Origin of the sequence: Streptomyces diacarni, assembly GCF_003323715.1 — a bacterium.
GTDB classification, from domain to species: domain Bacteria; phylum Actinomycetota; class Actinomycetes; order Streptomycetales; family Streptomycetaceae; genus Streptomyces; species Streptomyces diacarni.
Genome location: NZ_QOIN01000042.1, coordinates 1 through 24,397, shown reverse-complemented (window position 1 = coordinate 24,397; position 24,397 = coordinate 1). Strand labels below are relative to the sequence as shown.

Annotated in this window: 20 protein-coding genes; 15 read left to right on the top strand and 5 right to left on the bottom strand. The window is 73.4% G+C overall.

Going from position 1 to position 24,397, the window contains the following annotated elements:
- The first annotated feature begins 86 nt into the window (after window positions 1-86).
- Window positions 87-1,847 carry an MFS transporter gene (locus DTL70_RS12610; RefSeq protein WP_114022011.1) on the top strand — a complete coding sequence of 587 codons (1,761 nt, stop codon included), beginning with the start codon at window positions 87-89 and terminating at the stop codon, window positions 1,845-1,847.
- Between the two features lie 225 nt (window positions 1,848-2,072).
- On the opposite strand, the gene DTL70_RS12605 is transcribed toward DTL70_RS12610, so the two are convergent.
- The gene (locus DTL70_RS12605) at window positions 2,073-3,044 is read right to left on the bottom strand and encodes an HhH-GPD family protein (protein WP_114022010.1); all 972 of its coding nucleotides are present in this window, start codon (window positions 3,042-3,044) and stop codon (window positions 2,073-2,075) included.
- A gap of 225 nt (window positions 3,045-3,269) precedes the next feature.
- Between DTL70_RS12605 and DTL70_RS12600 the strand changes: the two genes are divergently transcribed.
- A complete protein-coding gene (locus DTL70_RS12600) occupies window positions 3,270-4,151 on the top strand; it encodes a hypothetical protein (protein WP_114022009.1) in 882 nt (293 codons plus the stop codon).
- Between the two features lie 126 nt (window positions 4,152-4,277).
- On the opposite strand, the gene disA is transcribed toward DTL70_RS12600, so the two are convergent.
- Together disA and radA are read right to left on the bottom strand one after the other, a co-directional pair.
- A complete protein-coding gene (disA, locus tag DTL70_RS12595) occupies window positions 4,278-5,399 on the bottom strand; it encodes a DNA integrity scanning diadenylate cyclase DisA (protein ID WP_114019003.1) in 1,122 nt (373 codons plus the stop codon).
- Window positions 5,400-5,800: 401 nt separating this feature from the next.
- Complete coding sequence (gene radA, locus DTL70_RS12590) at window positions 5,801-7,207, bottom strand: DNA repair protein RadA (RefSeq protein WP_114022236.1); 1,407 nt, start codon at window positions 7,205-7,207, stop codon at window positions 5,801-5,803.
- 273 nt (window positions 7,208-7,480) lie between these two features.
- Here radA and DTL70_RS12585 point away from each other — a divergent pair, with 273 nt between their 5' ends.
- Window positions 7,481-9,031, top strand: coding sequence for a hypothetical protein (locus DTL70_RS12585; RefSeq protein ID WP_245979329.1), 1,551 nt, complete (start codon window positions 7,481-7,483; stop codon window positions 9,029-9,031).
- Window positions 9,032-9,097: 66 nt separating this feature from the next.
- Here DTL70_RS12585 and DTL70_RS12580 read toward each other — a convergent pair whose 3' ends face one another.
- On the bottom strand, window positions 9,098-10,018 hold the full coding sequence (locus DTL70_RS12580) for a DUF3109 family protein (protein WP_114022007.1): 921 nt from the start codon (window positions 10,016-10,018) through the stop codon (window positions 9,098-9,100).
- 85 nt (window positions 10,019-10,103) lie between these two features.
- Between DTL70_RS12580 and DTL70_RS12575 the strand changes: the two genes are divergently transcribed.
- The 11 genes from DTL70_RS12575 to proC all read left to right on the top strand — a co-directional run bounded on the left by DTL70_RS12575 (window position 10,104) and on the right by proC (window position 21,237).
- The gene (locus DTL70_RS12575) at window positions 10,104-11,036 is read left to right on the top strand and encodes a Ppx/GppA family phosphatase (protein ID WP_114022006.1); all 933 of its coding nucleotides are present in this window, start codon (window positions 10,104-10,106) and stop codon (window positions 11,034-11,036) included.
- Between the two features lie 134 nt (window positions 11,037-11,170).
- Window positions 11,171-12,070: a sugar phosphate isomerase/epimerase family protein gene (locus tag DTL70_RS12570; RefSeq protein ID WP_245979328.1), complete on the top strand. Its 900-nt coding sequence runs from the start codon at window positions 11,171-11,173 to the stop codon at window positions 12,068-12,070.
- Window positions 12,067-12,825: a TetR/AcrR family transcriptional regulator gene (locus tag DTL70_RS12565; protein WP_114022005.1), complete on the top strand. Its 759-nt coding sequence runs from the start codon at window positions 12,067-12,069 to the stop codon at window positions 12,823-12,825. Before DTL70_RS12570 ends, DTL70_RS12565 begins: the two co-directional genes overlap by 4 nt.
- An 84-nt stretch (window positions 12,826-12,909) precedes the next feature.
- A complete protein-coding gene (gene ilvD, locus DTL70_RS12560; protein WP_114022004.1) occupies window positions 12,910-14,763 on the top strand; it encodes a dihydroxy-acid dehydratase in 1,854 nt (617 codons plus the stop codon).
- A gap of 120 nt (window positions 14,764-14,883) precedes the next feature.
- The gene (locus DTL70_RS12555) at window positions 14,884-15,384 is read left to right on the top strand and encodes a hypothetical protein (protein ID WP_114022003.1); all 501 of its coding nucleotides are present in this window, start codon (window positions 14,884-14,886) and stop codon (window positions 15,382-15,384) included.
- A 172-nt stretch (window positions 15,385-15,556) separates the two neighbouring features.
- Window positions 15,557-15,955 (top strand): ArsR/SmtB family transcription factor, encoded by a 399-nt coding sequence (locus DTL70_RS12550; protein ID WP_114022002.1) that lies wholly within the window; start codon window positions 15,557-15,559, stop codon window positions 15,953-15,955.
- Window positions 15,952-16,245, top strand: coding sequence for a hypothetical protein (locus tag DTL70_RS12545; protein ID WP_114022001.1), 294 nt, complete (start codon window positions 15,952-15,954; stop codon window positions 16,243-16,245). The genes DTL70_RS12550 and DTL70_RS12545 overlap by 4 nt, the downstream gene beginning before the upstream one ends.
- A gap of 120 nt (window positions 16,246-16,365) precedes the next feature.
- Window positions 16,366-18,525 (top strand): MMPL family transporter, encoded by a 2,160-nt coding sequence (locus DTL70_RS12540; RefSeq protein ID WP_114022000.1) that lies wholly within the window; start codon window positions 16,366-16,368, stop codon window positions 18,523-18,525.
- Window positions 18,526-18,654: 129 nt separating this feature from the next.
- Window positions 18,655-19,491 carry an ABC transporter ATP-binding protein gene (locus DTL70_RS12535; RefSeq protein ID WP_114021999.1) on the top strand — a complete coding sequence of 279 codons (837 nt, stop codon included), beginning with the start codon at window positions 18,655-18,657 and terminating at the stop codon, window positions 19,489-19,491.
- 18 nt (window positions 19,492-19,509) lie between these two features.
- Window positions 19,510-20,247 carry an ABC transporter permease gene (locus DTL70_RS12530; RefSeq protein ID WP_114021998.1) on the top strand — a complete coding sequence of 246 codons (738 nt, stop codon included), beginning with the start codon at window positions 19,510-19,512 and terminating at the stop codon, window positions 20,245-20,247.
- 186 nt (window positions 20,248-20,433) lie between these two features.
- On the top strand, window positions 20,434-21,237 hold the full coding sequence (gene proC, locus DTL70_RS12525) for a pyrroline-5-carboxylate reductase (RefSeq protein ID WP_114021997.1): 804 nt from the start codon (window positions 20,434-20,436) through the stop codon (window positions 21,235-21,237).
- A gap of 86 nt (window positions 21,238-21,323) precedes the next feature.
- Here the strand turns inward: proC and DTL70_RS12520 are convergent, their stop codons facing one another.
- Window positions 21,324-22,025 carry a DedA family protein gene (locus tag DTL70_RS12520; RefSeq protein ID WP_114021996.1) on the bottom strand — a complete coding sequence of 234 codons (702 nt, stop codon included), beginning with the start codon at window positions 22,023-22,025 and terminating at the stop codon, window positions 21,324-21,326.
- Window positions 22,026-22,137: 112 nt separating this feature from the next.
- Between DTL70_RS12520 and DTL70_RS34770 the strand changes: the two genes are divergently transcribed.
- Window positions 22,138-23,973, top strand: coding sequence for a sensor histidine kinase (locus DTL70_RS34770; RefSeq protein ID WP_281278676.1), 1,836 nt, complete (start codon window positions 22,138-22,140; stop codon window positions 23,971-23,973).
- Window positions 23,974-24,397 lie beyond the last annotated feature (424 nt).

Sequence of the window (24,397 nt, the reverse complement as noted above, 5' to 3'; positions counted from 1 at the left end):
ACGCCCGGCTAGTGAGGACCTAGCTTGTCCATCGTACTGAACTAGCCGTGCGGCAAGTAAGGCACGGGTAAAAGAGGGGGCTGCGCGTGGCTGCGAGTGGGGCGACGAAACGGTCGAAACGGGATGACGGGGACGTCGAAGCAGAGGATGGCACTAGCGGAGGTCAAGAACCGACCAAGCGGGCGGCCCCGGCACCCGCCCTTTCGGCGGACCCCGGCGCGGCGCAGACCGCCACAGCGGCGCAGCCCTCTGCGGGGGCGCAGACCGCCACGGCGGCGGATGCGGACCCCGGGTCCGCAGGGCCCAGGCCGCGCAGCGTCCGGGTCGTCCTCTTCTCGCTGATGATCGCCGTCCTGCTGGCGATGCTGGACAACATGATCGTGGGCACCGCCATGCCCACCATCGTCGGTGAACTCGGCGGCCTCGAACACCTCTCCTGGGTCGTCACCGCCTACACGCTCACCACCGCCGCCTCGACCCCGCTGTGGGGCAAGCTCGGCGACATGTACGGGCGCAAGGGCGTCTTCCTCACCTCGATCCTCGTCTTCCTCGCCGGGTCGATGACCTCGGGCGCCGCCCAGACGATGGGCCAGCTCATCGGTTTCCGCGCCCTCCAGGGGCTCGGCGCGGGCGGGCTGATGGTCGGCGCCATGGCGATCATGGGCGACCTGATCTCGCCCCGGGAGCGCGGCAAGTACATGGGCATGATGGCCGGAGTGATGTCGCTGGCCATGATCGGCGGCCCGCTCGTCGGCGGCACGCTCACCGACCACCTCGGCTGGCGCTGGGCCTTCTACATCAACCTGCCGCTGGGCGCCGTCGCGCTCGCGATGGTCACCACCGTGCTGCACCTGCCCAAGAAGCGCAGCAAGGGACGGATCGACTACCTCGGGGCCGCGCTGCTGACCACCGGCATCACCGCCGCGGTCCTGGTCACCAGCTGGGGCGGCACGGAGTACGCCTGGGACTCGGGCACGATCATCGGCATCGGCGCGCTGGCGGTGGCGGCGCTGATCGCCTTCCCGTTCGTGGAGCGCCGGGTCGCCGAGCCGATCCTGCCGCTGGGCGTCTTCCGCAGCGGCAACTTCTCGCTGGTCACCCTCATCGGGTTCCTGCTCGGCTTCGTGATGTTCGGCTCGATGACGTTCCTGCCGCTCTTCCAGCAGAGCGTCCAGGGCGCCTCGGCCACCAACTCCGGGCTGCTGCTGCTCCCCGTACTGCTCCCGATGATGGTCGTCTCCGTCGTCACGGGCCGCGCCACCACGAAGACGGGGAAGTACCGCGCCTACCCGATCATCGGCGGCGCGCTGATACCGGTCGGCCTCTTCCTCCTCGCCCAGATGGAGTCCGGCACCAGCCGACTGACCTCCGGGCTCTACATGGCGGTGCTCGGCGCCGGCATGGGCTTCCTGATGCAGCTGACCATGCTCATCGCGCAGAACAGCGTGGAGCTCAAGGACATGGGCGTCGCCTCGTCGACGACCACGCTCTTCCGCACCATCGGCGGCTCCTTCGGCGTCGCCCTGATGGGCACGCTCTTCACCCGCCAGGTCGAGGACTCCATGCGGGAGGCCGCGGCCGCGGGCGGTGGTACCGGCGGCGGGGCCGCGGCGAAGCTCACCGAGGGCGGCGCCCAGCTCGACGCCGCCTCCCTCGCCAAGCTGCCCGACGCGGTCCGCATGGCGTACGAGCACGCCGTCGCGGACGGCACCCACGTGGTCTTCCTGGTGTCGGCGGGCGTCGCGGCGCTCGCCTTCGTCGCCGCCTGGTTCATCAAGGAGGTCCCCCTCAAGGGCGCCACCGCACAGCAGCCGCAGGAGTCGCAGCAGCCGCAGGGCTCGGCGTAGCGGTAAGGAGCGGCGGTCGGCGGTCCGCCGTCAGCGGGGCCTGCCGGCTGCCCGTCGCCCGCCGAGGGCGGCGGGCAGCCCTGCGCCGTCTCCGGGCTGCCCGCCCGGCGCCGCACCGCGGCTGAGCCGGTCCCGCTGAGCCAGTCCCGCTGAGCCAGTCCCGCTGAGCCAGCCCGTCGAACCAGCCCGTCGAGCCGGTCCGGCTGAGCTCGGGCTCAGCCGGACTCAGCTCAGCGGCAGGCGGTACCGCTTGCCGTCCAGCGGTTCGACCAGCCCGTCGGAGACGAGCCCGTCGAGCGCCCGTGCGCGCTGGATCGGCTCGTGCCACACGCGGTCGAGATCAGTCTGCGCCACCGGCTCCTTCGCGGCGCGCAGCACGGCGAGCAGCCGACCGCGCACCTGCCGGTCGGTACCGGCGTACGCCTGGGTGCGCCGGGCGGGGCCCTGGTGCTCGGGCGCGCCCGCCAGCTGCCAGGCGCAGCGCGCGGCGATCGGGCAGCGCGCGCACTGCGGGCTGCGTGCGGTGCACACCAGCGCGCCCAGTTCCATGGTCGCCGCGGCCCAGCGGGAGGCCGTCGTGTCGTCCTCGGGCAACAGGGCGCGGGCGAGCTTGCGTTCGGCGGCGGTCGTCGCGTTGGGCGGGTACTGGCGGCCGGTGACGGCGCGCGCGAAGACGCGGCGCACGTTGGTGTCGAGCACCGCGTGCCGTTTGCCGTACGCGAAGGAGACGACGGCGGCGGCCGTGTACTCGCCCACGCCCGGCAGCGCCAGCAACTGCGCGTGCTCGACGGGCACCTCGCCGCCGTGCCGTTCCGCTATGGCCTTGGCGGCCCCGTGCAGCCGCAGGGCGCGCCGCGGATAGCCGAGGCGGCCCCAGGCGCGCACGGCCTCGCCGGGCGCCTCGGCGGCCAGGTCGGCGGGGCGCGGCCAGCGCTTCATCCACTCCTCGTACACCGGCAGTACGCGGTTCACGGGGGTCTGCTGGAGCATGAACTCGCTGACCATGACGCCCCACGCGCCCGCCTCCGGGCGGCGCCAGGGGAGGTCGCGGGCGTGTGTGGCGAACCAGTCGACGACGGGGGCATGGAGGGTGCGCGCCGTCTCGTGCAGGGCGGGGTCGACGGCTTCGGATTCCGCGGCGCGTGCTGGCGGGGCGCCGGCCGAAGCGGCTTGGGAGGTCTCGGTGGTCGCAGTCATGGCACATCCGATCCTGGCACGGCGCTCCTCATCCGAAAAACGCACACGCGGTACGAAAGCCTGTCCGTCACGTACGCCACGTACGCCGTGTATCCGCGTCGAACCCCGCAGAGCCGGACAACCCTCAGCAAATCCCCCGGACATCGGGCAGCTCATCACAACAATCGGCGGTCTGAGCGGCGGGTACGGGCCTGTGAGGCGCCTGATGTCTCGTAAGGTTTCCGCGTGGGATCTCTGCGCAATCCGATCGGGCCGCTTCCCTCCTCCATCTACTGGCGACGGAGGGCAGTTGTCCTTGCTGTCCTCGCGCTGCTGGTCCTGATCGTCGTCTGGGCGCTGGCCTCGACGGGCGGCGAAGGCCCGGGCAACGAGGGCAAGAACGGCGACAAGGGCAACGGGCCCGCCGGCACGATCACCCCGGGGCCCACCGACTCGGGACCCGCGATCAGCGACCGGCCGGGCGGCCGGGACGAGGATGGCGGGGCGGACGGCGGAGCGGACGGCTCGGGCTCCTCCGGCGGCTCGGGTTCTACGGGCGGTTCCGACGCGGAGGACCAGTCGTCCGCGGGCGGGACCGGCTGGGGCGCGGGCGACGGGGGCGCGGGAGCGGGCGGCGCCGACTCGGCGGGGTCCTCCTCGGGTTCCGGTTCGGGTTCCGGATCCGGCGGCTCGGGCGGCGGTGCGGCGGGCGTGCCGGCACCGCCGGAGCTGGCCAACTGCCGCGAGGGCGACGTGAAGCTGAAGCTGCGCAGCGTCGAGAAGAAGTACGGTCCGGGCGAGAAGCCGCGGTTCGAGCTGAAGGTCACCAACGAGCGCGGCAGCGCCTGCAAGATCGACCTGGGCCGTACCGCCACCATCGTGACGATCAACAACCCGGACGACGCCAAGTTCTGGGCCTCGGACGACTGCCCGCCCACCAAGAAGCCGCTGCTGCGCAAGGTGCCGGGCGACGGCTCCTCGACGCACACCCTCACCTGGTTCCGCAAGGCCAGCGCGGCCAACTGCGGCACCCCCACCTTCGAGGCGCCGAAGGCCGGAACCTACGAGATCGAGGTGAAGGTCAAGGGCCTGAAGACGGTGCGGACGACTTTCCGGCTGGTCACGTAGGCGGGCGGACCGCGGCGGGCCCGGCGCTCAGCTGTGGCCGGCGCTCACCCGAGGCGTGCGAGGCCCGGCGCTCACCCGCAGCGTCCGAGGCCCGGCGCCCACGCACCGCGCGTGAGGCCCGGCGGCTCACACGTAGCGTTCGAGGATCGAGGACTCCGCGAGCCGCGAGAGCCCCTCGCGGACCGAGCGGGCGCGTGCCTCGCCGACGCCGTCCACGGCCTGGAGATCGTCCACGCTGGCGGCCAGCAGCTTCTGCAGCCCGCCGAAGTGGTCCACGAGCCGGTCGATGACGGTGCCCGGCAGCCGGGGCACCTTCGCCAGCAGCCGGAAGCCGCGCGGTGAGACGGCCGAGTCGAGCGTCTCGGGCGCGCCGCTGTAGCCCAGCGCCCGCGCCACGGTGGCCAGTTCGAGCAGCTCGGTGTGGGTGAGCCGGTCCAGGTCGCTGAGCGCGTCGGGAACGGCGCGCACCCGGCGGCCGGCGCCGACCGTCTGCGGCGCGTAGTCGCGCACGACCAGCTCGCGCTCCGGCTCGACGCCCGCGATCAGCTCGTCCAGCTGGAGGGAGAGCAGCCGCCCGTCGGTGCCCAGCTCGACCACGTACTGCTCGATCTCCGTGGCGATGCGGCGGACCATCTCCAGCCGCTGCGCCACCGCCGTCACGTCGCGCACCGTGACGAGGTCCTCGATCTCCAGCGCGGAGAGCGTGCCGGCGACCTCGTCCAGGCGCAGCTTGTAGCGCTCCAGCGTGGCCAGGGCCTGGTTGGCGCGGGAGAGGATGGCCGCCGAGTCCTCCAGCGTGCGGCGCTGCCCGTCGACGTAGAGGGCGATCAGCCGCATCGACTGGCTGACGGAGATGACGGGATACCCCGTCTGGATGGAGACGCGCTGCGCGGTGCGGTGCCGGGTGCCGGTCTCCTCCGTCTCGATCGAGGCGTCGGGCACGAGCTGCACACCCGCCCGCACGATCTTGGTGGTGTCCTTGTCGAGGATGAGCGCACCGTCCAGCTTGCACAGCTCGCGCAGCCGGGTCGCGGTGAAGTCCACATCGAGTACGAAGCCGCCGGTGCACAGCTGCTCGACGTTCTTGTCCATGCCCAGGACGATCAGTCCGCCGGTGTTGCCGCGCAGGACGCGTTCCAGGCCGTCGCGCAGCGCCGTCCCCGGCGCGACCGCGCTCAGCGAGGCGCGCATCAGGCCGGACGCCCCCTCGGCCCTGCCCAGGGCCGCGGCCCGGTCGTTGGCTGCCACTGCACTCCTTCGGTCGTGCGGGTGCCTGTCGGCGTTTCCTCGACCTGGCGGATCGCCGGACCACCGCACCGGGGCGGACACCGTGCCGTTCCCCCCTCGCCGCGACCGCGTCGCGACGGTGCGCACAGCCCCCGTGGTGCTCGTGGTTGGTCGAGACCGGGGCAAAGTCTACCGGCGCACCGGGGAGTGCCCCTCGCGGCGTGTGAGGGGGCGGGTCCGACGGCCCGGCGGGAGGGCGATGGCACGGGCGGGCGCCCGGGAGGCGCCGGGTACCCGGGGACGGGATCCGGGGCGGGACGCCCGGCCCACCGGAGCAGGCTGAGCCGCCGGAGCAGGCTGAGCCGGCGGGGAGCGTCCGGCCCGCCGGAGCCCGCTGAGTCGGCTGAGCCGCCGGCGCCGGCTCAGCCCGTGGCGGCGGCCGCGCCCGAGCGCGCAGGGCGGGCCGGCAGCACCCGCAGGGCCTCACCGATGTCGGCGACCTCCAGCACTCGCATCCCCTCGGGCACCCGCCCCGGATCGCCGGGCACCAGGGCGTGCGTGAAGCCGAGGCGCGCGGCCTCCGACAGCCGCCGCTGGACGCCCGTCACCCGGCGGACCTCGCCCGCCAGGCCGACCTCGCCGATCGCCACCAGGTTCTTCGGCAGCGGGGTGTCCCCTGCGGCGCTGGCGAGCGCGAGAGCCACCGCGAGGTCCGCCGCCGGTTCCGACAGCCGCACCCCGCCGACCGTCGCGCTGTAGATGTCCCGTTTGCCCAGCGCGTTGATCCGGCCCCGCTGCTCCAGGACGGCCAGCATCATCGACACCCGCGAGTTCTCCAGCCCCGAGGTCGTCCGCCGCGGGGAGGGGATCTGCGTGTCGACGGTGAGCGCCTGGACCTCGGCGACCAGGGGGCGGCGGCCCTCCAGCGTCACCGTCAGACAGGTGCCGGGCACCGGCTCGTCGCGGCGGGTCAGGAACAGGCCCGAGGGGTCGGCCAGCCCTGTGATGCCCTCGTCGTGCAGTTCGAAGCAGCCGACCTCGTCGGTCGCCCCGTACCGGTTCTTCACCCCGCGCACCAGCCGCAGCCGCGCGTGCCGGTCGCCCTCGAAGTGCAGGACGACGTCCACCAGGTGCTCCAGCAGGCGGGGTCCGGCGATGGCGCCGTCCTTGGTGACGTGGCCGACCAGCAGCGTGGACATGCCGCGCTCCTTGGACGCGCGGATCAGCGCGCCCGCCACCTCCCGCACCTGCGCGACACCGCCGGGGGCGCCGTCGATCTCGGGAGAGGCCACCGTCTGCACCGAGTCCAGCACCAGCAGGGAGGGCTTCACCTCGTCGAGGTGGGCCAGGATCGCGGACAGGTCCGTCTCGGCTGTCAGATACAGGTGGTCGCTGAGGGCGCCGATGCGGTCGGCGCGCAGCCGCACCTGGCCCGCGGACTCCTCGCCCGTGACGTAGAGGGTGCGGTGGTCGTCGTCGGCCGCCTTGGCCGCCACGTCCAGCAGCAGCGTGGACTTGCCGACCCCCGGCTCCCCGGCCAGCAGCACCACGGCGCCGGGCACCAGGCCGCCGCCCAGCACTCTGTCCAGCTCGGGCACGCCCGTGCCGCGTGCCGTCGCCTGCCTGCCGTCGACCTGGCCGATGGGCAGGGCGGGCGCGGAGACGCGGCCCGGTGCGGTGGTGCGGACCGCCGGGCTTCCGCCCGCCTCCTCGACGGTGCCCCAGGCGTGGCACTCGGGGCAGCGCCCCAGCCACTTGGCGGTCTGCCAACCGCATTCGGTGCAGCGGTAGGTGGGACGGTCCTTCGCGGAGGTTTTACGGGTGGCCATGACGGTCACGGTACCGACGTCCACCGACAGCGGGTCCTGGCCGGCCGGACGCGGCCCGCGAGGCGGCGGGCCGCGCGGTGGTGGATCCGCGGGGCGGCGGGGCCGCGCGCGGTCGGCCGGGCCGGGGCCGTGCGCCCCCTGTGCGCTCTTTGTGACGTTGTTGTCGCCAAACCCGAGGCGCCTGTCCTCTTTTGGAGGACAACATCACCCGAAGGTAGTAATCCCTCGCAGAGGGGTCCAGTAAAGCGCCATCATCCGCCTACCGTCGCCGGGGTGAAGACGAGCAGGCGCGAGCACCCCAGGAACCCCACCGGCGCACCGCCAGCGCACCGAGTGGAAAGGACGACGCACCGTCGTGCCGACGGCACCGCCGCGCGGCGCGACGACGCGTATCTGGACGGCCTGTTCACCTACTGTCTGTCCGTTCTGTGCGAGCACGAAGCCGCCCTGCTCGCGCTCGGGGAGACGCTCGTGCTCGCCGACCGCCAGCACGCCAGGGGCCGTGCTCCCGAGGCCGAACACCTGCGCCGTCCCTGGCTCTACGCGCTCGCCAGGTGGGCGTGCTCCCGCCGGCTCGCCGAACAGAAGGCCAAGGGGAGGGCCGGGGCCAGGGCCGACGGCCGCGAGGGAACGCCGGCCGGCGGCGGATCCGCCGCCGCGGGTCGCGGGGTGGCCCACGGTGGCGCGTCCGTTCCCGCGTCCCCCGCCGCCACGGGGCGGGAACTGCTCGACGAGGCGGCCCGGGTGCGGCAGCGGAGCGAACTGGCCGCGCTGGCCTGGCCGGAGGCGGCGGGCACGTCCCCCGCGCAGCGGGAGGCGCTGGAGCTGTCCGTCAGGCACGGTCTGCCGCCCGCGCAGATCGCGGCGGTCCTCGCGATGCCGGCCGACGCCGCCGAGGACCTGCTGATGAACGCGGCCTGCGAGGTGGAACGCACCCGTGCCGCGCTGCACGTCGTCGAGTCCGGCGGCTGCGCCGCCGTGGCCCGGCTCGCCGGGGACGACCGGCTGCTGATGGGCTCGGCGCTCCGCCGCGAACTGGTGCGGCACGTGGACGAGTGCCCGCAGTGCCGGCGCGCCGCCGAGCGCGCCATGGCGGGCGTCTCGTGGCCGGGTACCGCGCCGGCCTCCGCAGCGCTGGCCGTGGTCGCCGCTCCGCGCTCCGCGGTGTACGCGGCGGTGGAGCTGGCCCACTGCGCGCGCGCCCAGCGGGCACCGCGTTTCGACCGCGCCGGTTTCCCCGTGCGCGAGCGGAACCGTGCGGCGCGGCGCGAGCGGCTGCGGGCGCGGGTGCTCACCTCGACGGTCGTCACGGCCGTGGTGGCCGCGCCGGTGTTCGCCGCCTGGGCCGCCTACCGGGGCGGGCAGGACGGCGGCGAGCCCCAGGCGGAGCGTTCCGCCGCCGCTCCCGAGCAGCCACGGGGGAGCGCCGGTGCTCCCCGGCCGCAGCGCGAGGGCACCTGGGGGCCCAGGGGCCGCCACGCGGGGGGCGACGGGCATCATCGCCGCGCGTCCGAACCTGGCAAGCGAGCGGGCGGGGCGGTGGGCAAGCACCGGCGGACGGGCCCCGGGGGTGTCCTGCCCTCGGCTGTCGGTACGACGGCGGGCGGTCGTGGGTACGCGCCTCCGCCAACGTCCTCGGCGCCCGGGCCTCCGTCGTCCGTGCCGGGCGTACCCGCCCCCGGGGGGATTCCGGGTGCGCCGGCCTCTCCGGCGTCGCCCGCACCGACACCCACCCCGACGGAGACGACGCCGGCGCCGACTCCCACGCCGACGGAGACGGTCAGCCCGTCCGCGACACCCACCGAGGCCGGTTCACCGTCGTGAGGGCGTCACCGTGCGGTGGAGTCCCGGCGCGGCGCGGTGACGGCACGGGGTGCCGACGCGGCGGTGTCACAGCGACAGGGAGTCCTGCTCCGTCGTGTTCTGCTCCGCCGCGGACTGCTCCGCCGTGCGGGCGGTGGAGGCGTGGGCCTCGGTCGCCGGGTGGGGGGCCATCAGGGGGAGCTGGTGGGCCAGCCGCTGTGCGCACAGTTCGGCCAGGTGCTCGTAGGCGGCCTTGCCCATGAGTTCGGTCAACTCGGCGCGGTAGGAGAGGTAGACGGGCCGGCCCGCGCCGTGTGCGGACGGTGCCGCCGTGCACCACCAGTGCAGGTCGTGTCCGCCGCCGCCCCAGCCGCGGCGGTCGTACTCGCCGATCGAGACGTAGAGCACTTCCTCGCCGTCGGGCAGTTCGACCCACTCGTAGGTGCGCCGGATCGGTACCTGCCAGCACACGTCGGGCTTGGTCTCCAGCGGTTCGCGGCCCTCGCGCAGGGCGAGCAGGTGCAGTGCGCATCCCGAGCCGCCCTCGAAGCCGGCGCGGTTGTGGAAGATGCAGGCGCCCTTCCAGCGCCGCGTCTGGCGCTCGCCCTCCTCGTTGACCTCCGCCCAGCCCAGCGCGCCGGTGCCGACGTCGTGGTGCTGCCACATCTCGGGTGTGAGCCGCGCCACGTGGGAGGCGACACGCTCCTCGTCCTCCTCGTCGGAGAAGTGGGCGCCGAGGGTGCAGCAGCCATCTTCGGCGCGGCCCTCGGTGATGCCCTGGCAGCCGTTGCCGAACAGGCAGTTCCACCGGGAGGTCAGCCAGGTCAGGTCGCAGCGGAAGACCTGTTCGTCGTCGGCCGGGTCGGGGAACTCGACCCAGGCGCGGGTGAAATCGAGGGCGACCTCCTCATCCCGTGCCGCGCCCACGGCCGGCTTCTCGGCCGCCGGGTCCTGCGCCCCGCGTGCGCCGCCCTGCTTCTGCTGCTTCGCCGCTTTCGTCATACCCACACCGACCAGCGTACGGGGCTTACGCCCGCCCGCCGGTACGCCGCTCCCCGTCGGCGGACGCGGCGCAGCCGCTAGCGTGCTGGGTATGAGACTCGGTGTCCTCGATGTGGGGTCGAACACGGTCCACCTGCTCGTGGTGGACGCGCACCCCGGCGCCCGCCCCCTGCCCGCGTACTCGCACAAGGCGGCGCTCAAGCTCGCCGAGCTGCTGGAGGCCGACGGGTCCATCAGCCACGAGGGCGTGGAGAGGATGGCCGTCACCGTCGCCGAGGCGCTGGAGGTCTCCGAGGAGAAGGGCGTCGAGGCGCTGCTGCCGTTCGCGACGTCCGCCGTGCGCGAGGCGGCCAACGCCGAGCAGGCGCTCGCCCGTGTCGCCGAGGAGACCGGCGTCAAGCTGGAGGTGCTCTCCGGCGCCGACGAGGCCCGGCTGACGTTCCTGGCGGTGCGGCGCTGGTTCGGCTGGTCGGCCGGGCGGCTGCTGGTGCTCGACATCGGTGGCGGGTCGCTGGAGATCGCCTACGGGCTGGACGAGGATCCGGACGCGGCGGTGTCGCTGCCGCTGGGGGCGGGACGGCTCACCGCGGGCTGGCTGCCGGGGGATCCGCCGGAGGCGGCGGACGTGCGGGCGCTGCGCCGTCACGTACGGGCCGAGATCGCGCGCACGGTCGGGGACTTCAACCGGCTCAGCCCGCCCGACCGCGTGGTGGCCACCTCCAAGACGTTCAAGCAGCTCGCGCGCATGGCGGGCGCGCAGCGCAGCGCGGAAGGACCGTACGCGCAGCGCACGCTCAGCCGCAGCTGCCTCCAGGAGTGGGTGCCCAAGCTGGCCGCGATGCCCGCCGAGGAGCGCGCGGGGCTGCCCGGTGTCTCCGAGGGCCGGGCCCATCAGCTGCTGGCCGGTGCCCTCGTCGCGGAGGCCGCCATGGACCTCTTCCGCGTCGACGCGCTGGAGATCTGCCCCTGGGCGCTGCGCGAGGGCGTCATCCTGCGCCGCCTCGACCGCCTCCCGGCCGTCTGACTCCCCGGCCCTCCGACTCCCGGCCCGCTGAGCACCCGCACGGCGCGGCCCGTCGCCCCGCGGACCCCGGTGTGTGAGCGGGCTCCCAGTGGGCGGCTCCCTCGCGGGGAGCGGCACGCGCTTAGGGTGGCCGGGTGGGCATCGAAAGCGTGCGGGTTCCCCAGGCGAAGGTCGCCCTGTCGACGGCCTCGGTGTACCCGGAGTCGACGGCCGCGGCGTTCGAGATCGCCGGGCGCCTCGGCTACGACGGCGTCGAGGTCATGGTCTGGACCGATCCGGTCAGCCAGGACGTGGACGCGCTGCGCCGCCTCTCGGACTTCCACGGCGTCCCGATCCTGGCCGTGCACGCCCCGTGTCTGCTCATCACCCAGCGCGTGTGGGCCAAGGATCCCTGGGAGAAGCTGGTGCGGGCCAGGGCCGCGGCGGAGACGCTGGGCGCCTCCACCGTCGTCGTGCACCCGCCCTTCCGCTGGCAGCGCACCTACGCGCGCGAGTTCGAGCGCGGCGTGTGGCGGATGGCGGACGAGACCGACGTGCGGTTCGCCGTCGAGAACATGTACCCCTGGCGCTACCGGGACCGCGAGATGCTCGCCTACGCCCCCGACTGGGACCCCACCCAGAACGACTACCGGCACTTCACCATCGACCTCTCGCACACGGCCACCGCGCGCAACGACACCCTGGCGATGGTGGAGCGGATGGGCGACCGGCTCGGTCACGTCCACATCGCCGACGGCAACGGCTCCGCCAAGGACGAGCACCTCGTTCCCGGGCGCGGTTCGCAGCCGTGTGCGCAGGTACTGGAGCGGCTGGCGGCGCGCGGGTTCGACGGTCACGTGGTCGTGGAGGTCAACACGCGCCGCGCCATGTCGGCGGCCGAGCGCGAGGAGGACCTGGCGGAGGCGCTCGCCTACACCCGCCTCCACCTCGCCGCCCCGGGCCCCGCGCGTCCGGGTGCGGGACCGGACGCCGGGCGCACCCCGGCGGACCCGGAAGCCGGTCAGTCCGCCGCTCCCCGCCGGGGGGACACGTGAGCGCGCCCGAGGACCCCGCCGAGCCCGCCGGAGACGCCTCTCCGGCGCCGCGCGGGCGGGGCCGCCCGACGCGGCGCGGTGGCGAGGACGGGCCCGGCACGCGCGAGCTGATCCTGGCCTCGGCGCGGGGCGAGTTCGCCGAGCGCGGGTACGACAAGGCGTCCGTGCGGGCCATCGCACGCGGTGCCGGGGTGGACGCGGCGCTGGTGCACCACTACTTCGGCACCAAGGAACAGGTGTTCGCGGCGGCCGTGGAGGGCGCCCTCGCGCCGGCGCTGGCCGTCCCCGGCCTCATCGAGGGGGCGGCGCCCGGGGAGGTGGGCGAGGCGGTCACCCGCACGTTCCTGGGCATGTGGGAGGACCACGGCACTCGGGAGCCCGTGCTGGCCATCGTCCGCTCGGCGGTCAACAACGAGCGGGCCGCCGCCGTCTTCCGCGAGTTGCTGAGCCGCCACCTGGTCGCGCGGGTGGCGGCGAGCCTGGGGGAGGCCGACGCGCGGCTGCGGGTGAACCTGGCGGCGGCGCAGCTGGTGGGGACGGCGATCCTGCGCTACGTCATCCGGCTGGAACCGCTGGCCTCTGAGCCCGTCTCCGCCGTGATCGGCCGGCTGGCGCCGGTCGTCCAGCAGCACCTCACGGGCCCGGCTCCGCACGGGGGCACACGCGAGGGCGCGGGGGCGGCTCCGGGCGGGGACGCCGGGGCCGCTTCGCGCGGCGGGTTCGTCCAGGATCCGGACTCCGTGTCCGGATCTTGAGCCGGAGGCGTACCCTCGATTCTTCTACGAGTTGTTTCGGTGGCGCCTTCGGCGCTGCCAGCGCATGCAAAGGGAGAGGCAGCCATGCCCGAGCTGAGGTCCCGCACCGTCACCCACGGACGCAACATGGCGGGGGCACGCGCCCTCATGCAGGCGTCCGGCGTAGCGCGTGAGGACTTCGGCAAGCCGATCGTGGCGGTGGCCAACAGCTTCACCGAGTTCGTGCCGGGCCACACCCACCTGCAGCCGGTCGGCCGCATCGTCAGCGAGGCGGTCAAGGCGGCGGGCGGCATCCCGCGCGAGTTCAACTCGATCGCGGTGGACGACGGCATCGCGATGGGCCACGGCGGCATGCTCTACTCGCTGCCGTCCCGCGACCTGATCGCCGACTCGGTCGAGTACATGGTCGAGGCGCACTGCGCGGACGCGCTGATCTGCATCTCCAACTGCGACAAGATCACCCCGGGGATGCTGATGGCCGCGATGCGGCTGAACGTGCCCACGGTCTTCGTCTCCGGCGGCCCCATGGAGGCCGGCGAGACCACGCTGGTCAACGGGACGGTCCGCAAGCTGGACCTGGTCGACGCGATGTCGGAGGCGGCCAACGACAAGGTCTCCGACGAGGACATCCTGCGCATCGAGCAGAACGCCTGTCCGACCTGCGGCTCCTGTTCGGGCATGTTCACCGCCAACTCGATGAACTGCCTCACCGAGGCCCTCGGCCTGGCCCTGCCGGGCAACGGCTCGACGCTGGCCACCCACACGGCACGCAGGGAGCTGTACGAGACGGCGGGCCGCACGGTCGTGGAGGCCGCCCGGCGCTACTACGACCAGGACGACGCGACGGTCCTGCCGCGCACCGTCGGCTCCCGCGCCGCCTTCGAGAACGCCATGGCCCTCGACATCGCCATGGGCGGCTCCACCAACACGATCCTGCACCTGCTGGCGGCCGCCGAGGAGGCCGAGCTGGACTTCACGATGCACGACATCGACCAGCTCTCCCGCAAGCTGCCCTGCCTGGCCAAGGTCGCCCCCAACGTCGCCCCCGGCGGCACGTACTACATGGAGGACGTGCACCGCGCCGGCGGCATCCCCGCCATCCTGGGCGAGCTGTACCGGGGCGGGCTGCTGAACGAGGACGTGCGCACCGTGCACGCCGACTCGCTCGCCGAGTGGCTCAAGACGTGGGACATCCGCGGAGGATCGCCGTCGGCCGAGGCGCTGGAGCTCTTCCACGCGGCGCCGGGCTGCGTCCGCTCGGCCGAGGCGTTCTCGCAGTCGGAGCGGTGGGAGTCCCTGGACGTGGACGCGGCCGGCGGCTGCATCCGCGACGTCGAGCACGCCTACTCGGCGGAGGGCGGCCTGGCGGTGCTGTACGGCAACCTCGCCGAGAACGGCTGCGTGGTGAAGACCGCGGGTGTGGACGAGTCGATCCTGACCTTCACCGGGCCCGCCGTCGTGTGCGAGTCGCAGGAGGAGGCCGTCCAGAAGATCCTGGACAAGACGGTCAAGGAGGGCGACGTCGTCGTCATCCGCTACGAGGGCCCCAAGGGCGGCCCCGGCATGCAGGAGATGCTCTACCCGACCTCCTTCCTCAAGGGCCGGGGCCTGGGCAAGGCCTGCGCGCTGATCACCGACGGCCGCTTCTCGGGCGGTACGTCGGGCCTGTCGATCGGCCACATCTCGCCGGAGGCGGCGGGCGGCGGCGCCATCGCGCTGGTTCAGGACGGCGACGCCGTCGTCATCGACATCCCCCGGCGGCAGATGCGGCTGGACGTGGACGAGGAGACGCTGGCCGCGCGGCGCGAGGCCCTGGGCGGCCGGTACGCCCCGGCGGCCCGCGAGCGCAAGGTCTCCACGGCGCTGCGCGCCTACGCGGCCATGGCCACCAGCGCCGACCGCGGCGCGGTGCGGGACGTGACCCTGCTGGAGCGCTGAGGCGTTCGCGCCCCGTCAGGGGCGCGGGGAACTGCGCGACCGGCCACCACGCGCCGTGAGCCCGCGGACCGCGGTCAGGGGCAGGCGCTGACCGGACACCCGTGGCGTCATAATCGAAACGTGCCCCAGCAACCGAAGACACCCGACGAACCGGCCCCCGAACCGCTGCGCTTCTACGGCACCACCTGGGTCGACCACTCCGGCGGCTACGCGCTGCGCCGCGTCGGCCTCGGCCTCGGCGCGGTGCTGGCGGCCGCGGCGGGCGCCTTCGTGCTGCGCTTCGCCTACCAGGGCGTCGTGGTGGCCGACATCGGCAGCTGGGCGAGTGTGCTGCTGGTCGTCGCGTTCGCCGTGTGCAGCGCGATGGCGTTCGCGCGGACGCTGACCTCCTACGGCCGCCGCCCTGACGAGCGGGAGGCGTCGGCCGAGTCGTCGATGCGCAGCATCCGGATCATCGGCTTCATCGGCGTGCTGCTCGCCTACGCGCTGCGCACCTGCGTGGAGGCGCCCAGGGAGCGGCTGCACCGGGCCGAGTACGAGGAGGCGCTGGCCCGCCATGCGCGGCAGCGGCAGTCCCGTACGGGCAATCCGGCGGCGAGGAAGAAGAAGCGCAAGCGCTGACCAGAGCGCTGAGGCGGACACGTCAGCACGCTTTCTGCGGGAGGGTCCTCCGGGCCCTCCCGCAGTCGTGTCAGGGGAAACCCTGAACTGTCCCGGACAAGGCACCAGTTGCCTCGACACCTCGTTCCGCCACGTGTCAGATTCTTCTTACACCCAAGAGGAAGGGGTCGCGGTGAGCGCGATCGAGACCCCGACAGGAGACGAACTGCTGAAGGTCCTGGCAGCGCTCGGCAACCCGCACCGGATGCGGATCGTCGCGGCACTCGCCGAGGGCCGGAACTACGTCAGCAGGCTCGCCCGTGAGATCGGCATGAGCCGCCCGCTGCTGCACATGCACCTCCAGCGGCTGGAGGCGGCCGGTCTGGTGGTCGGGTCGCTGGAGCTGTCGGACAGCGGCAAGGCCATGAAGTTCTTCGAGGTGTCCCCGTTCGCCTACGCGCTGACCCCGCAGGTCGTCGCCGAGGCCGCGCGGACCCTCACGGACCAGGCCGCCAAGACCGCGGGGGAGCAGCACGAAGCCGGCCCCGAGCCGGACGAGCAGGTCTCGGACGAGAAAGAGAGAGCGACGTGAACGAGCACCTCACGACCGTGGCCGCGCCGGTCGACCCGGCCGGCGTCTGGGCCGCGGCGCTGGGCACCGGCGGGGTCTTCGTCCTGCTGATCGTCGTGGTCTGGCAGCTCGCCGCCACCTGGCGGGCCCGGATGCTGGCGGCCCGGGAGCAGCAGTACAAGCAGCTGGCCCTCAAGTACGCGCAGCTGCTGGAGGACAACGTTGAGCTGCACCGCCGCAGCATCGAGGAGCTGACGCAGGCGCGGCAGTCGATCGCCTCGATGGAGAAGATGATGCGCGAGATCGAGTAACCGGCCCGCCACCCCACCTATGGCGCTCGTACGGCCGGGAGCGGCAACTCCCGGCCGTACACGTGAGCGTGCGTCACCGCGAACCCCTCGCGTCCCACACCCACCCCATGGAGGGTACCCATGCCTGCTCACTCCCCGCCGCCGGACGTCGGCGGGCCCCGCGTGCCGCGCCGTCTCGCCACGGTCCCCGGCGCCCGGCGCGGCAAGTGGCTGGTCTTGGCCGTCTGGCTGCTGATCGTCCTGGCGCTCGGGCCGCTGGCCGGCAAGCTCACCGAGGTCGAGGACAGCAGCGCCAACGCCTTTCTGCCGGGCGGCGCCGAGTCGGCCCAGGTCAACACCGCGCTGGAGAAGTTCCGCGGTGCGGACGAGATCATCCCCGCGGTCGCCGTCTACGCGCGCGGCGACGCCGCCGTCACGCGGGCCGACGCGGCCGAGGCGCGCGCCGACCGCGCCGCGTTCGCCCCGCTGGTGGCGCGGGGCGAGAAGCTGACCGGGCCCGTCCCCTCGAAGGACGGCAAGGCCCTGATGCTTGTCGTGCCCCTGACGACAGGGGACGGCGACATGACCGACGACCTGGAGAAGATCCGCAGCGTGGCCGCCGCCAACGCGCCCCCAGGTCTCGACGTCGCCGTCGGCGGCCCCGCCGGATCGCTGCTCGACAGCGTCGAGGTCTTCGACAACCTCGACTCCACCCTGATGCTGGCCACCGGGGCCGTCGTCACGCTGCTGCTCCTGCTCACCTACCGCAGCCCGCTGCTGTGGCTCTTCCCCGTGCTGTCGGTCGGCTTCGCCGCCGCGCTCACCCAGGCCTCCACCTATCTGCTGGCGAAGTACGCCGCGCTGCCCGTCGACCCGCAGAGCGCGGGCATCCTCATGGTGCTGGTGTTCGGCGTCGGCACCGACTACGCGCTGCTGCTGATCGCCCGCTACCGCGAGGAACTCCACCACCACGCCGACCGGCACGCCGCCATGCGGATCGCGCTGCGCCGCTCCGGTCCCGCGATCCTCGCCTCGGCCGGCACCGTCGCCGCCGGCCTGGCCTGCCTGGCCCTCGCCGACATCAACTCCTCCCGCTCGCTGGGCCTGGTCGGCGCTGTCGGTGTCGTCTGCGCCCTGCTCGCCATGGTCACGGTGCTGCCCGCGCTGCTGGTGGCGACGGGGCGCTGGGTCTTCTGGCCGTTCGTACCGCGCCACGGGACGGCGCCGCGCCAGGCGCGCACCGTCTGGTCCCGGGTCGGCGCCGTACTGGCGCGCCGCCCGCGCTGGTCGTGGCTGATGGCGGTCGGTGTGACGGCCGTGCTGGCGCTGAGCGCGACAGGAGCGACCATGGGCCTGACCAACGAGGAGATGTACCAGGACAAGCCCGAGTCGGTGGTGGCCCAGGAGAAGCTGTCGGCGCACTACCCCTCGGGCGCCTCCGACCCGGCCACCGTCGTGGTCCGCACCGACGCGCGCGAGGCGGTGCGCGGCGCGGCGCTGGCCGTCGACGGCGTCGAGTCCGTCAGACCCCGGGACCGCACGAGCGACGGGCACCTGACCTCGCTGGCCGTCGTCCTGGCGGACGCCCCCGACAGCGACGCCGCCAAGGCCACCGTCGACAGGCTGCGAAACGCCGTCCACGCCGTCGAGGGAGCCGACGCGCTGGTGGGCGGCACGACAGCCGAGTCGCTGGACACCCGCAGAGCCGCCGGGAGCGACCTGGAGACCGTCATCCCCGTCGTGCTCGCCGTCGTCCTGCTCGTCCTGATCGCGCTGCTGCGCTCGCTGGTCGCACCGCTGCTCCTGCTGGCGACGGTGGTGCTGTCCTACTTCGGCGCGCTGGGAGCCTCGCAACTGATCTTCCAGCACCTGCTGGGCTTCCCCGCGGTGGACAACGCGCTCCCGCTGATGGGATTCGTCTTCCTGGTCGCCCTGGGCATCGACTACAACATCTTCCTGATGACCCGCGTGCGCGAGGAGGTCGGACGCCGCGGCCACGCCGCCGGGGTGCTGGCCGGGCTCACCTCCACCGGCGGCGTGATCACCTCGGCGGGGGTGGTGCTGGCCGCCACCTTCGCGGTGATCGCCTCCATGCCGCTGGTCTCGATGGCCCAGCTGGGCGTCCTCGTCGGCTTCGGCGTTCTGCTGGACACCTTCCTCGTCCGCACGGTGCTGGTGCCCTCGCTGGCGCTGGACCTCGGCCCCCGCATCTGGTGGCCGTCGCGTTTGGGCCGCGACCGGGGGCAGGGGGCACCGGGCCGGGGCGAGCGGCTGGCGCGGCCGGAGCCGGAGAGGGTCTGAGCCGGCGGCGGTACGCGTCGCCCGCCTGCCCGGTGCCCCGCCCGCGAGCCATGCGGCGGGCGGGGCACCGCCGTGCCCGTCCCGGTTTCTTGACGCCCGTGTGCCGCCCGGCCCATAATTCACCATGTGATGAATAAACCGCCGCCGCAACCGCCCCCCGACCCCGCGGAACCCACGGGGCCGGGCGGTGTTCCCGCCGATTCCGCCGATTCCGCCATCCATGCCCGCGGCCTCACCGTCGTCCGCGGCACCCGACGCGTCCTCGACGCCCTCTCCTTCGACGTCGCCCCCGGCACCGTCACCGGCCTCCTCGGCCCCTCCGGCAGCGGGAAATCCACCCTCATCCGCGCGATCGTCGGCACCCAGGCCAAGGTCACCGGCACCCTGGACGTCCTCGGCCGCCCCGCCGGATCGGCCGGGCTGCGCTCCCGCGTCGGCTACGTCACCCAGGCGCCCTCCGTCTACGGCGACCTGAGCGCGCGCCAGAACCTCGACTACTACGCCGCCGTCCTCGGCATCCCCCGCTCCCGCCGAGCCGCCGCCGTCACCCAGGCCCTCACCGACGTCGACCTCACCTCGCACGCCGACGACCTGGCGGGCAACCTCTCCGGCGGCCAGGCCTCCCGCGTCTCGCTGGCCGTCGCCCTGCTCGGCGCCCCCGAACTCCTGGTGCTCGACGAACCCACCGTCGGCCTCGACCCGGTGCTCCGCCGCGACCTATGGGACCTCTTCCACCGCCTCGCCGCCCACGGCACCACCCTGCTGATCTCCTCCCACGTCATGGACGAGGCGGACCGCTGCGCACACCTGCTCCTCGTACGGGACGGCACGCTGCTGGCCGCCGACACCCCGCAGGCGCTCAGGGAACAGACCGGCAGCGACACCGTCGAAGACGCCTTCCTCGCCCTCGTCGACTCGGCCCGCGCCGCCGAAGGCCCCACCCCCTCACCACCCGCACCCCACTGACCGACCGCGAGGGACACCATGAACGCCTCCCGCACGCTCGCCACCGCGCGCCGCGTCCTGCGCCAACTCGGCCACGACCCCCGCACGATCGCGCTGCTGCTGCTCGTCCCGATCCTGCTGCTCGTCCTGCTGTACTACGTCTTCGACGCCGACCGCCGCGCCTTCGACAGCATCGGCTCCTCCCTGCTGGGCATCTTCCCGCTCGTGACGATGTTCCTGGTCACCTCCATCGCCACCCTCCGCGAGCGCACCTCCGGCACCCTGGAGCGCCTGCTGTCCATGCCGCTGGGCAAGGGCGACCTGATCGTCGGCTACGCGCTCGCCTTCGGCCTGCTGGCCGTCGTCCAGGCAGCCCTGGCCACCGGCGTCGCCATCTGGTTCCTGGACCTGGACATCGCGGGCTCGCCCTGGCTGCTGCTCCTCGTCGCCCTGCTCGACGCGCTCCTGGGCACCGCCCTCGGGCTGTTCGTCTCGGCCTTCGCCGCCTCCGAGTTCCAGGTCGTCCAGTTCATGCCCGCGATGATCTTTCCGCAGATCCTGCTGTGCGGCCTGTTCGCACCCCGCTCCAGCATGCAGCCCGTCCTGGAGGGCATCTCGAACGTGCTGCCCATGTCCTACGCCGTCGACGGCATGACGGAGGTCCTGCACCACACCGAGGCCACCGGAGACTTCGTCCGCGACCTCGGTATCGTCGCCGGCAGCGCGCTCCTGGTCCTCGCCCTCGGCGCCGCCACCCTCCGCCGCCGCACCGCGTGAGCCGCCCCGGTGGGAGGATGGACGGCCCGGCTCGGCCACGCCCTCGTGACGAGCCACCACCGGTCACGACCGGCACCGGCACAGCCGGGCTCAACCAGCACGACGAGGCACGAGCACGAGCACGAGCACGAGCACGAGCACGACGAGCATGAGCATGAGCACGACGAGGCACGAGGTGAACCACCCATGACCACCCAGAACGTCGCGGTCCTCGGCACCGGCAAGATCGGAGAGGCCCTGCTCTCCGGAATGCTCCGAGGCGGCTGGTCACCCTCCCGCCTCCTGGTCACCACACGACGCCCCGAACGCGCGGCCGAACTGCGGGAGCGCTACGGCGTCGAGCCGGTCGGCAACGCCGAGGCGGCCAAGGCGGCCGACACCCTCATCCTCACGCCCAAGCCGCAGGACATGGGCGCGCTCGTGGACGAGCTGGCCCCCCACGTGCCCGCCGACCGGCTGGTCATCAGCGGCGCCGCCGGCATCACCACCCGCTACCTCGAACAGCGGCTGACCGAGGGCACGCCCGTCATCCGCGTCATGGCCAACACCCCGGCCCTCGTCGACGAGGCCATGTCCGTCATCTCCGGCGGCACCCACGCCACCGAGGCCCATCTCGCCCTCGCCGAGGAGATCTTCGGCGGCGTCGGCAAGACCCTCCGCCTCCCCGAGAGCCAGCAGGACGCCGCCACCGCCCTCTCCGGCTCGGGCCCCGCCTACTTCTTCTTCCTCGTCGAGGCCATGACCGACGCCGGCATCCAGCTCGGCCTGCCCCGCGACAAGGCGCACGAGCTGATCGTCCAAGCCGCGGTCGGCGCCGCCACGATGCTCCGCGACAGCGGCGAACACCCCGTCACCCTGCGCGAGAACGTCACCTCGCCCGGCGGCACGACGATCAACGCCATCCGCGAGCTGGAGAACCACCGCGTCCGCGCCGCCTTCATCGACGCCATCGAGGCCGCCCGCGACCGCAGCCGCGAGCTCGGGGGCTGACGGCGGTCCCCAAAGAGGGTGCCACCTGTACGTCGCCTGCGGACCGCGCGTCCGTCGCGGCTGGTCGCACAGTCCCCCGTGTCCCTTCAGGGGCGTTGCCCGCCCCGCGGAGCGTGAGCAGCCTGCTCCCCCGGCCTCCGGCCGGAAAGCGCCCCGGGGCGCGGAGTGCGCAAGCACCGGGCCTGGCCTCCGGCGCGCGTCCGCAGGCCGCGCACCCCCTCGTGCACCAGCGTGATCGTGAAGGCCAGCGCGAGCCCGAGCGCCACCCCGTACAGCGGCGTCTCCTCGAACGCGGCTCCGCCCACATAGCCCAGCCCCGCCGAATAGCAGGCCCAGCTCACCACGGCCACGGCGTCGTACCGCGTGAAAAGCCGGCGCGGGAAACCCGTCGCGCCGGTGGTGAGCGTGGCCGCCGTCCGGCCGCCCGGAATGTAGCGCGCCGCCACCAGCACGAGGCCGCCCCGCTCGGTCAGCATCCGCCCCACCCGCTCGTAGGCCCGCCAGGTGCGGCTCCCCTCCGTCAGCCGCGCCGTCAGCCGCGCCCCCGAGCGCCGCCCGATCAGGTACGAGACGTGGTCGCCGGCGAACGCGCCGAGCGCCGCCACCACGATCACCCAGAACAGCGCCGGATCCCCCTGCGCCGCGGCGAACACCCCCAGCGTGATCACCAACGTCTCGCTCGGCACCACGGGGAAGAACCCGTCCAGCATCGCGATCCCGAACAGCGCCACGTACACCCACGGCGTACTCACGAACCCCTCGACCGCATGCACTATCGCCTCGTTCATGCCACCGGAACGTACGGAGCACGCCGGGCGCCGAGCAGTACACCATCGTCCCCGGCCTTCCCCCACTTTCGTCAGGTGTGCCCCGCAGCGGCCCCCCCGTACCGTGGCGCACGTGAACGCCGCACCCACCCGCACCGGCCTCGGCCGCTTCACCGCCGCACTCCGCCGCCCCCGCTGCCGCACACTGCTCGCCGACCTCGCCCTGTGGCTGTTCCTCGCCTACCCGCTCCCCGTCCTGAGCGAGGTCCCGGTCTGGCTCCGGGTGACCGCGGCCCCGCTGCTGGCCGCCGCCGCGTTCCTCAGCCGCCGCGCCCCCCTCGCGGCGGCGGCCGTCCCCGCGGGCCTCGGGCTGGCCGTCACCCCCGAGCTGTTCACCAGCACCTTCAGCCCCGCCCTCGTCGTCCTGAGCTTCCTCCTCGGGCGCCGCGCCGAGAACGGACGCCGCTCGCTCGCCGCCGCCGCCACCCTGTGCGCCCTCGGCCTCGTCCTGGCCCTGACCCTGCCCGGCGCCAGCCTGTGGGACTGGTTCACCCTCGTCAGCACCGTCCTGTTCGCCGCCGTCCTCCCCTGGCTGCTGGGACGCTTCCGCCGCCAGCAGTACGCACTCCAGGCCACAGGATGGGACCTGGCAGCGCGCATGGAGCGCGAACACGAACTCGTCGCCGACCGCGCACGGCTGCGCGAACGCTCCCGCATCGCCGGCGACATGCACGACTCCCTCGGCCACGACCTCAGCCTCATCGCCGTGCGCGCCGCCGCGCTCCAGGTGTCCCCAGGTGTGGACGACGCCGCCCGGGCCTCCGCCGCCGAGCTCCGCCAGGCCGCCGCCGACGCCACCGAACGCCTCCGCCAGATCATCGGCCTGCTCCGCCAGGACACGACGGCCCCCACCGCCGAAACCGTCCCCGACCTGGTCGCCCGCACCGCCGCCTCGGGCGTCGCCATCACCCTCCGCCAGGACGGCGACAACGGCGAGGACGGTAAGCACGGCGAGGACGGTAAGCACGGCGAGGACGGTAAGCACGGCGAGGACGGTAAGCACGGCGAGGCCGACGGCAAGCACGGCGAGGCCGACGGCAAGCACGGCGAGAACGAGGACGAGGCCGCTTTGGTGGTGCTCCCGCCCCTCGTCGACCGGGCCGTCCACCGCGTCGTCCAGGAAGCCGTCACCAACGCCACCAAGCACGCACCGGGCGCGGCGATCACCGTCCTACTACGGAAGAAACCGGCCGCCGTGTACGTGACGGTCACGAATGGCGCGCCCGCGGCGGGCGTCCGCCTCCGCACGGAGGCGGACGAAGGGAAGACGGCGAGCACGGACGCGGCCGCGGACACGGGTGCGGCCACGGGAAGGGAAACGGGCATGGGCGTGGGCTCGGGCGCGGGCACCGGGCTCATCAGCCTCGACGAACGCGTACGTCAGGCCGGAGGCACCTTCCGGGCACGCCCCCTCACGTCGGCAGAGGGCTTCGAGGTGACGGCCCAGCTCCCGCTCGGCCCCGACCACCTCCCCAGCGCCCGGGCCCGACCCGCAACCGACGCCGCGCCCCCCACCACCCGCTCCGGCGCACAACTCGCAAGAGCCCGCCGGCGGGTACGGCGCGGGATGGCGAACGCCCTGTGGATCCCGGCCTCCGCGACTGCGGTACTGGCGGCACTGATGTACGGCTACCAGCTCTACACCTCCCACGAGTCCGTACTCGGCGAGCACACCTACAGCGAACTGCGCGTCGGCGAGCCCCGCTCGTCCGTGCTCCCACGCCTGCCCTCGTACGAGTTCGACGCGGAGGTCACGCCCCCCGGCGCGCCCCCGAACCCGGCCCACACCGACGAGTGCCTCTTCCAGCGCCACAGCACCTTCGACAACTCCCTCCTCTACCGCCTCTGCTTCACGGACGGGAGGCTGTCCCACAAGGACCTGATCAGGGCGGAAGAGCGGGACCGTTGACCGAGACGGGGCTCACAGTTGACACGGAGGTCACCCGTCCGTAAGGTTCATCGGGTTGCCGCAAAGCCGTCCTGGTTTCGCGGCGACTCTCTTCGCCACTCCGGCGGGTACCACTTCGAGAGCACGCTCTCCCTTCGCAGGGGTTTCTTCGGCATGCCGAATTTCTTCTGCGGCCGGCTCAATTTGGAGCCGGAGGGGAAAGGCTCTAAAGTAGAGACCAGCCGGAAGGCGCCCCGCCGACAGGGGAATCTGATTCGGAAGAACGGCACCGGAAACGGGCCGGGAAACGGATCTGATAGAGTCGGAGACACCGAAAGGGCAAACGTCCGGAGAAACCCGTGAGACGGTTTTGAAGGAAGCGTCCGTTCCTTGAGAACTCAACAGCGTGCCAAAAGTCAACGCCAGATATGTTGATACCCCGACC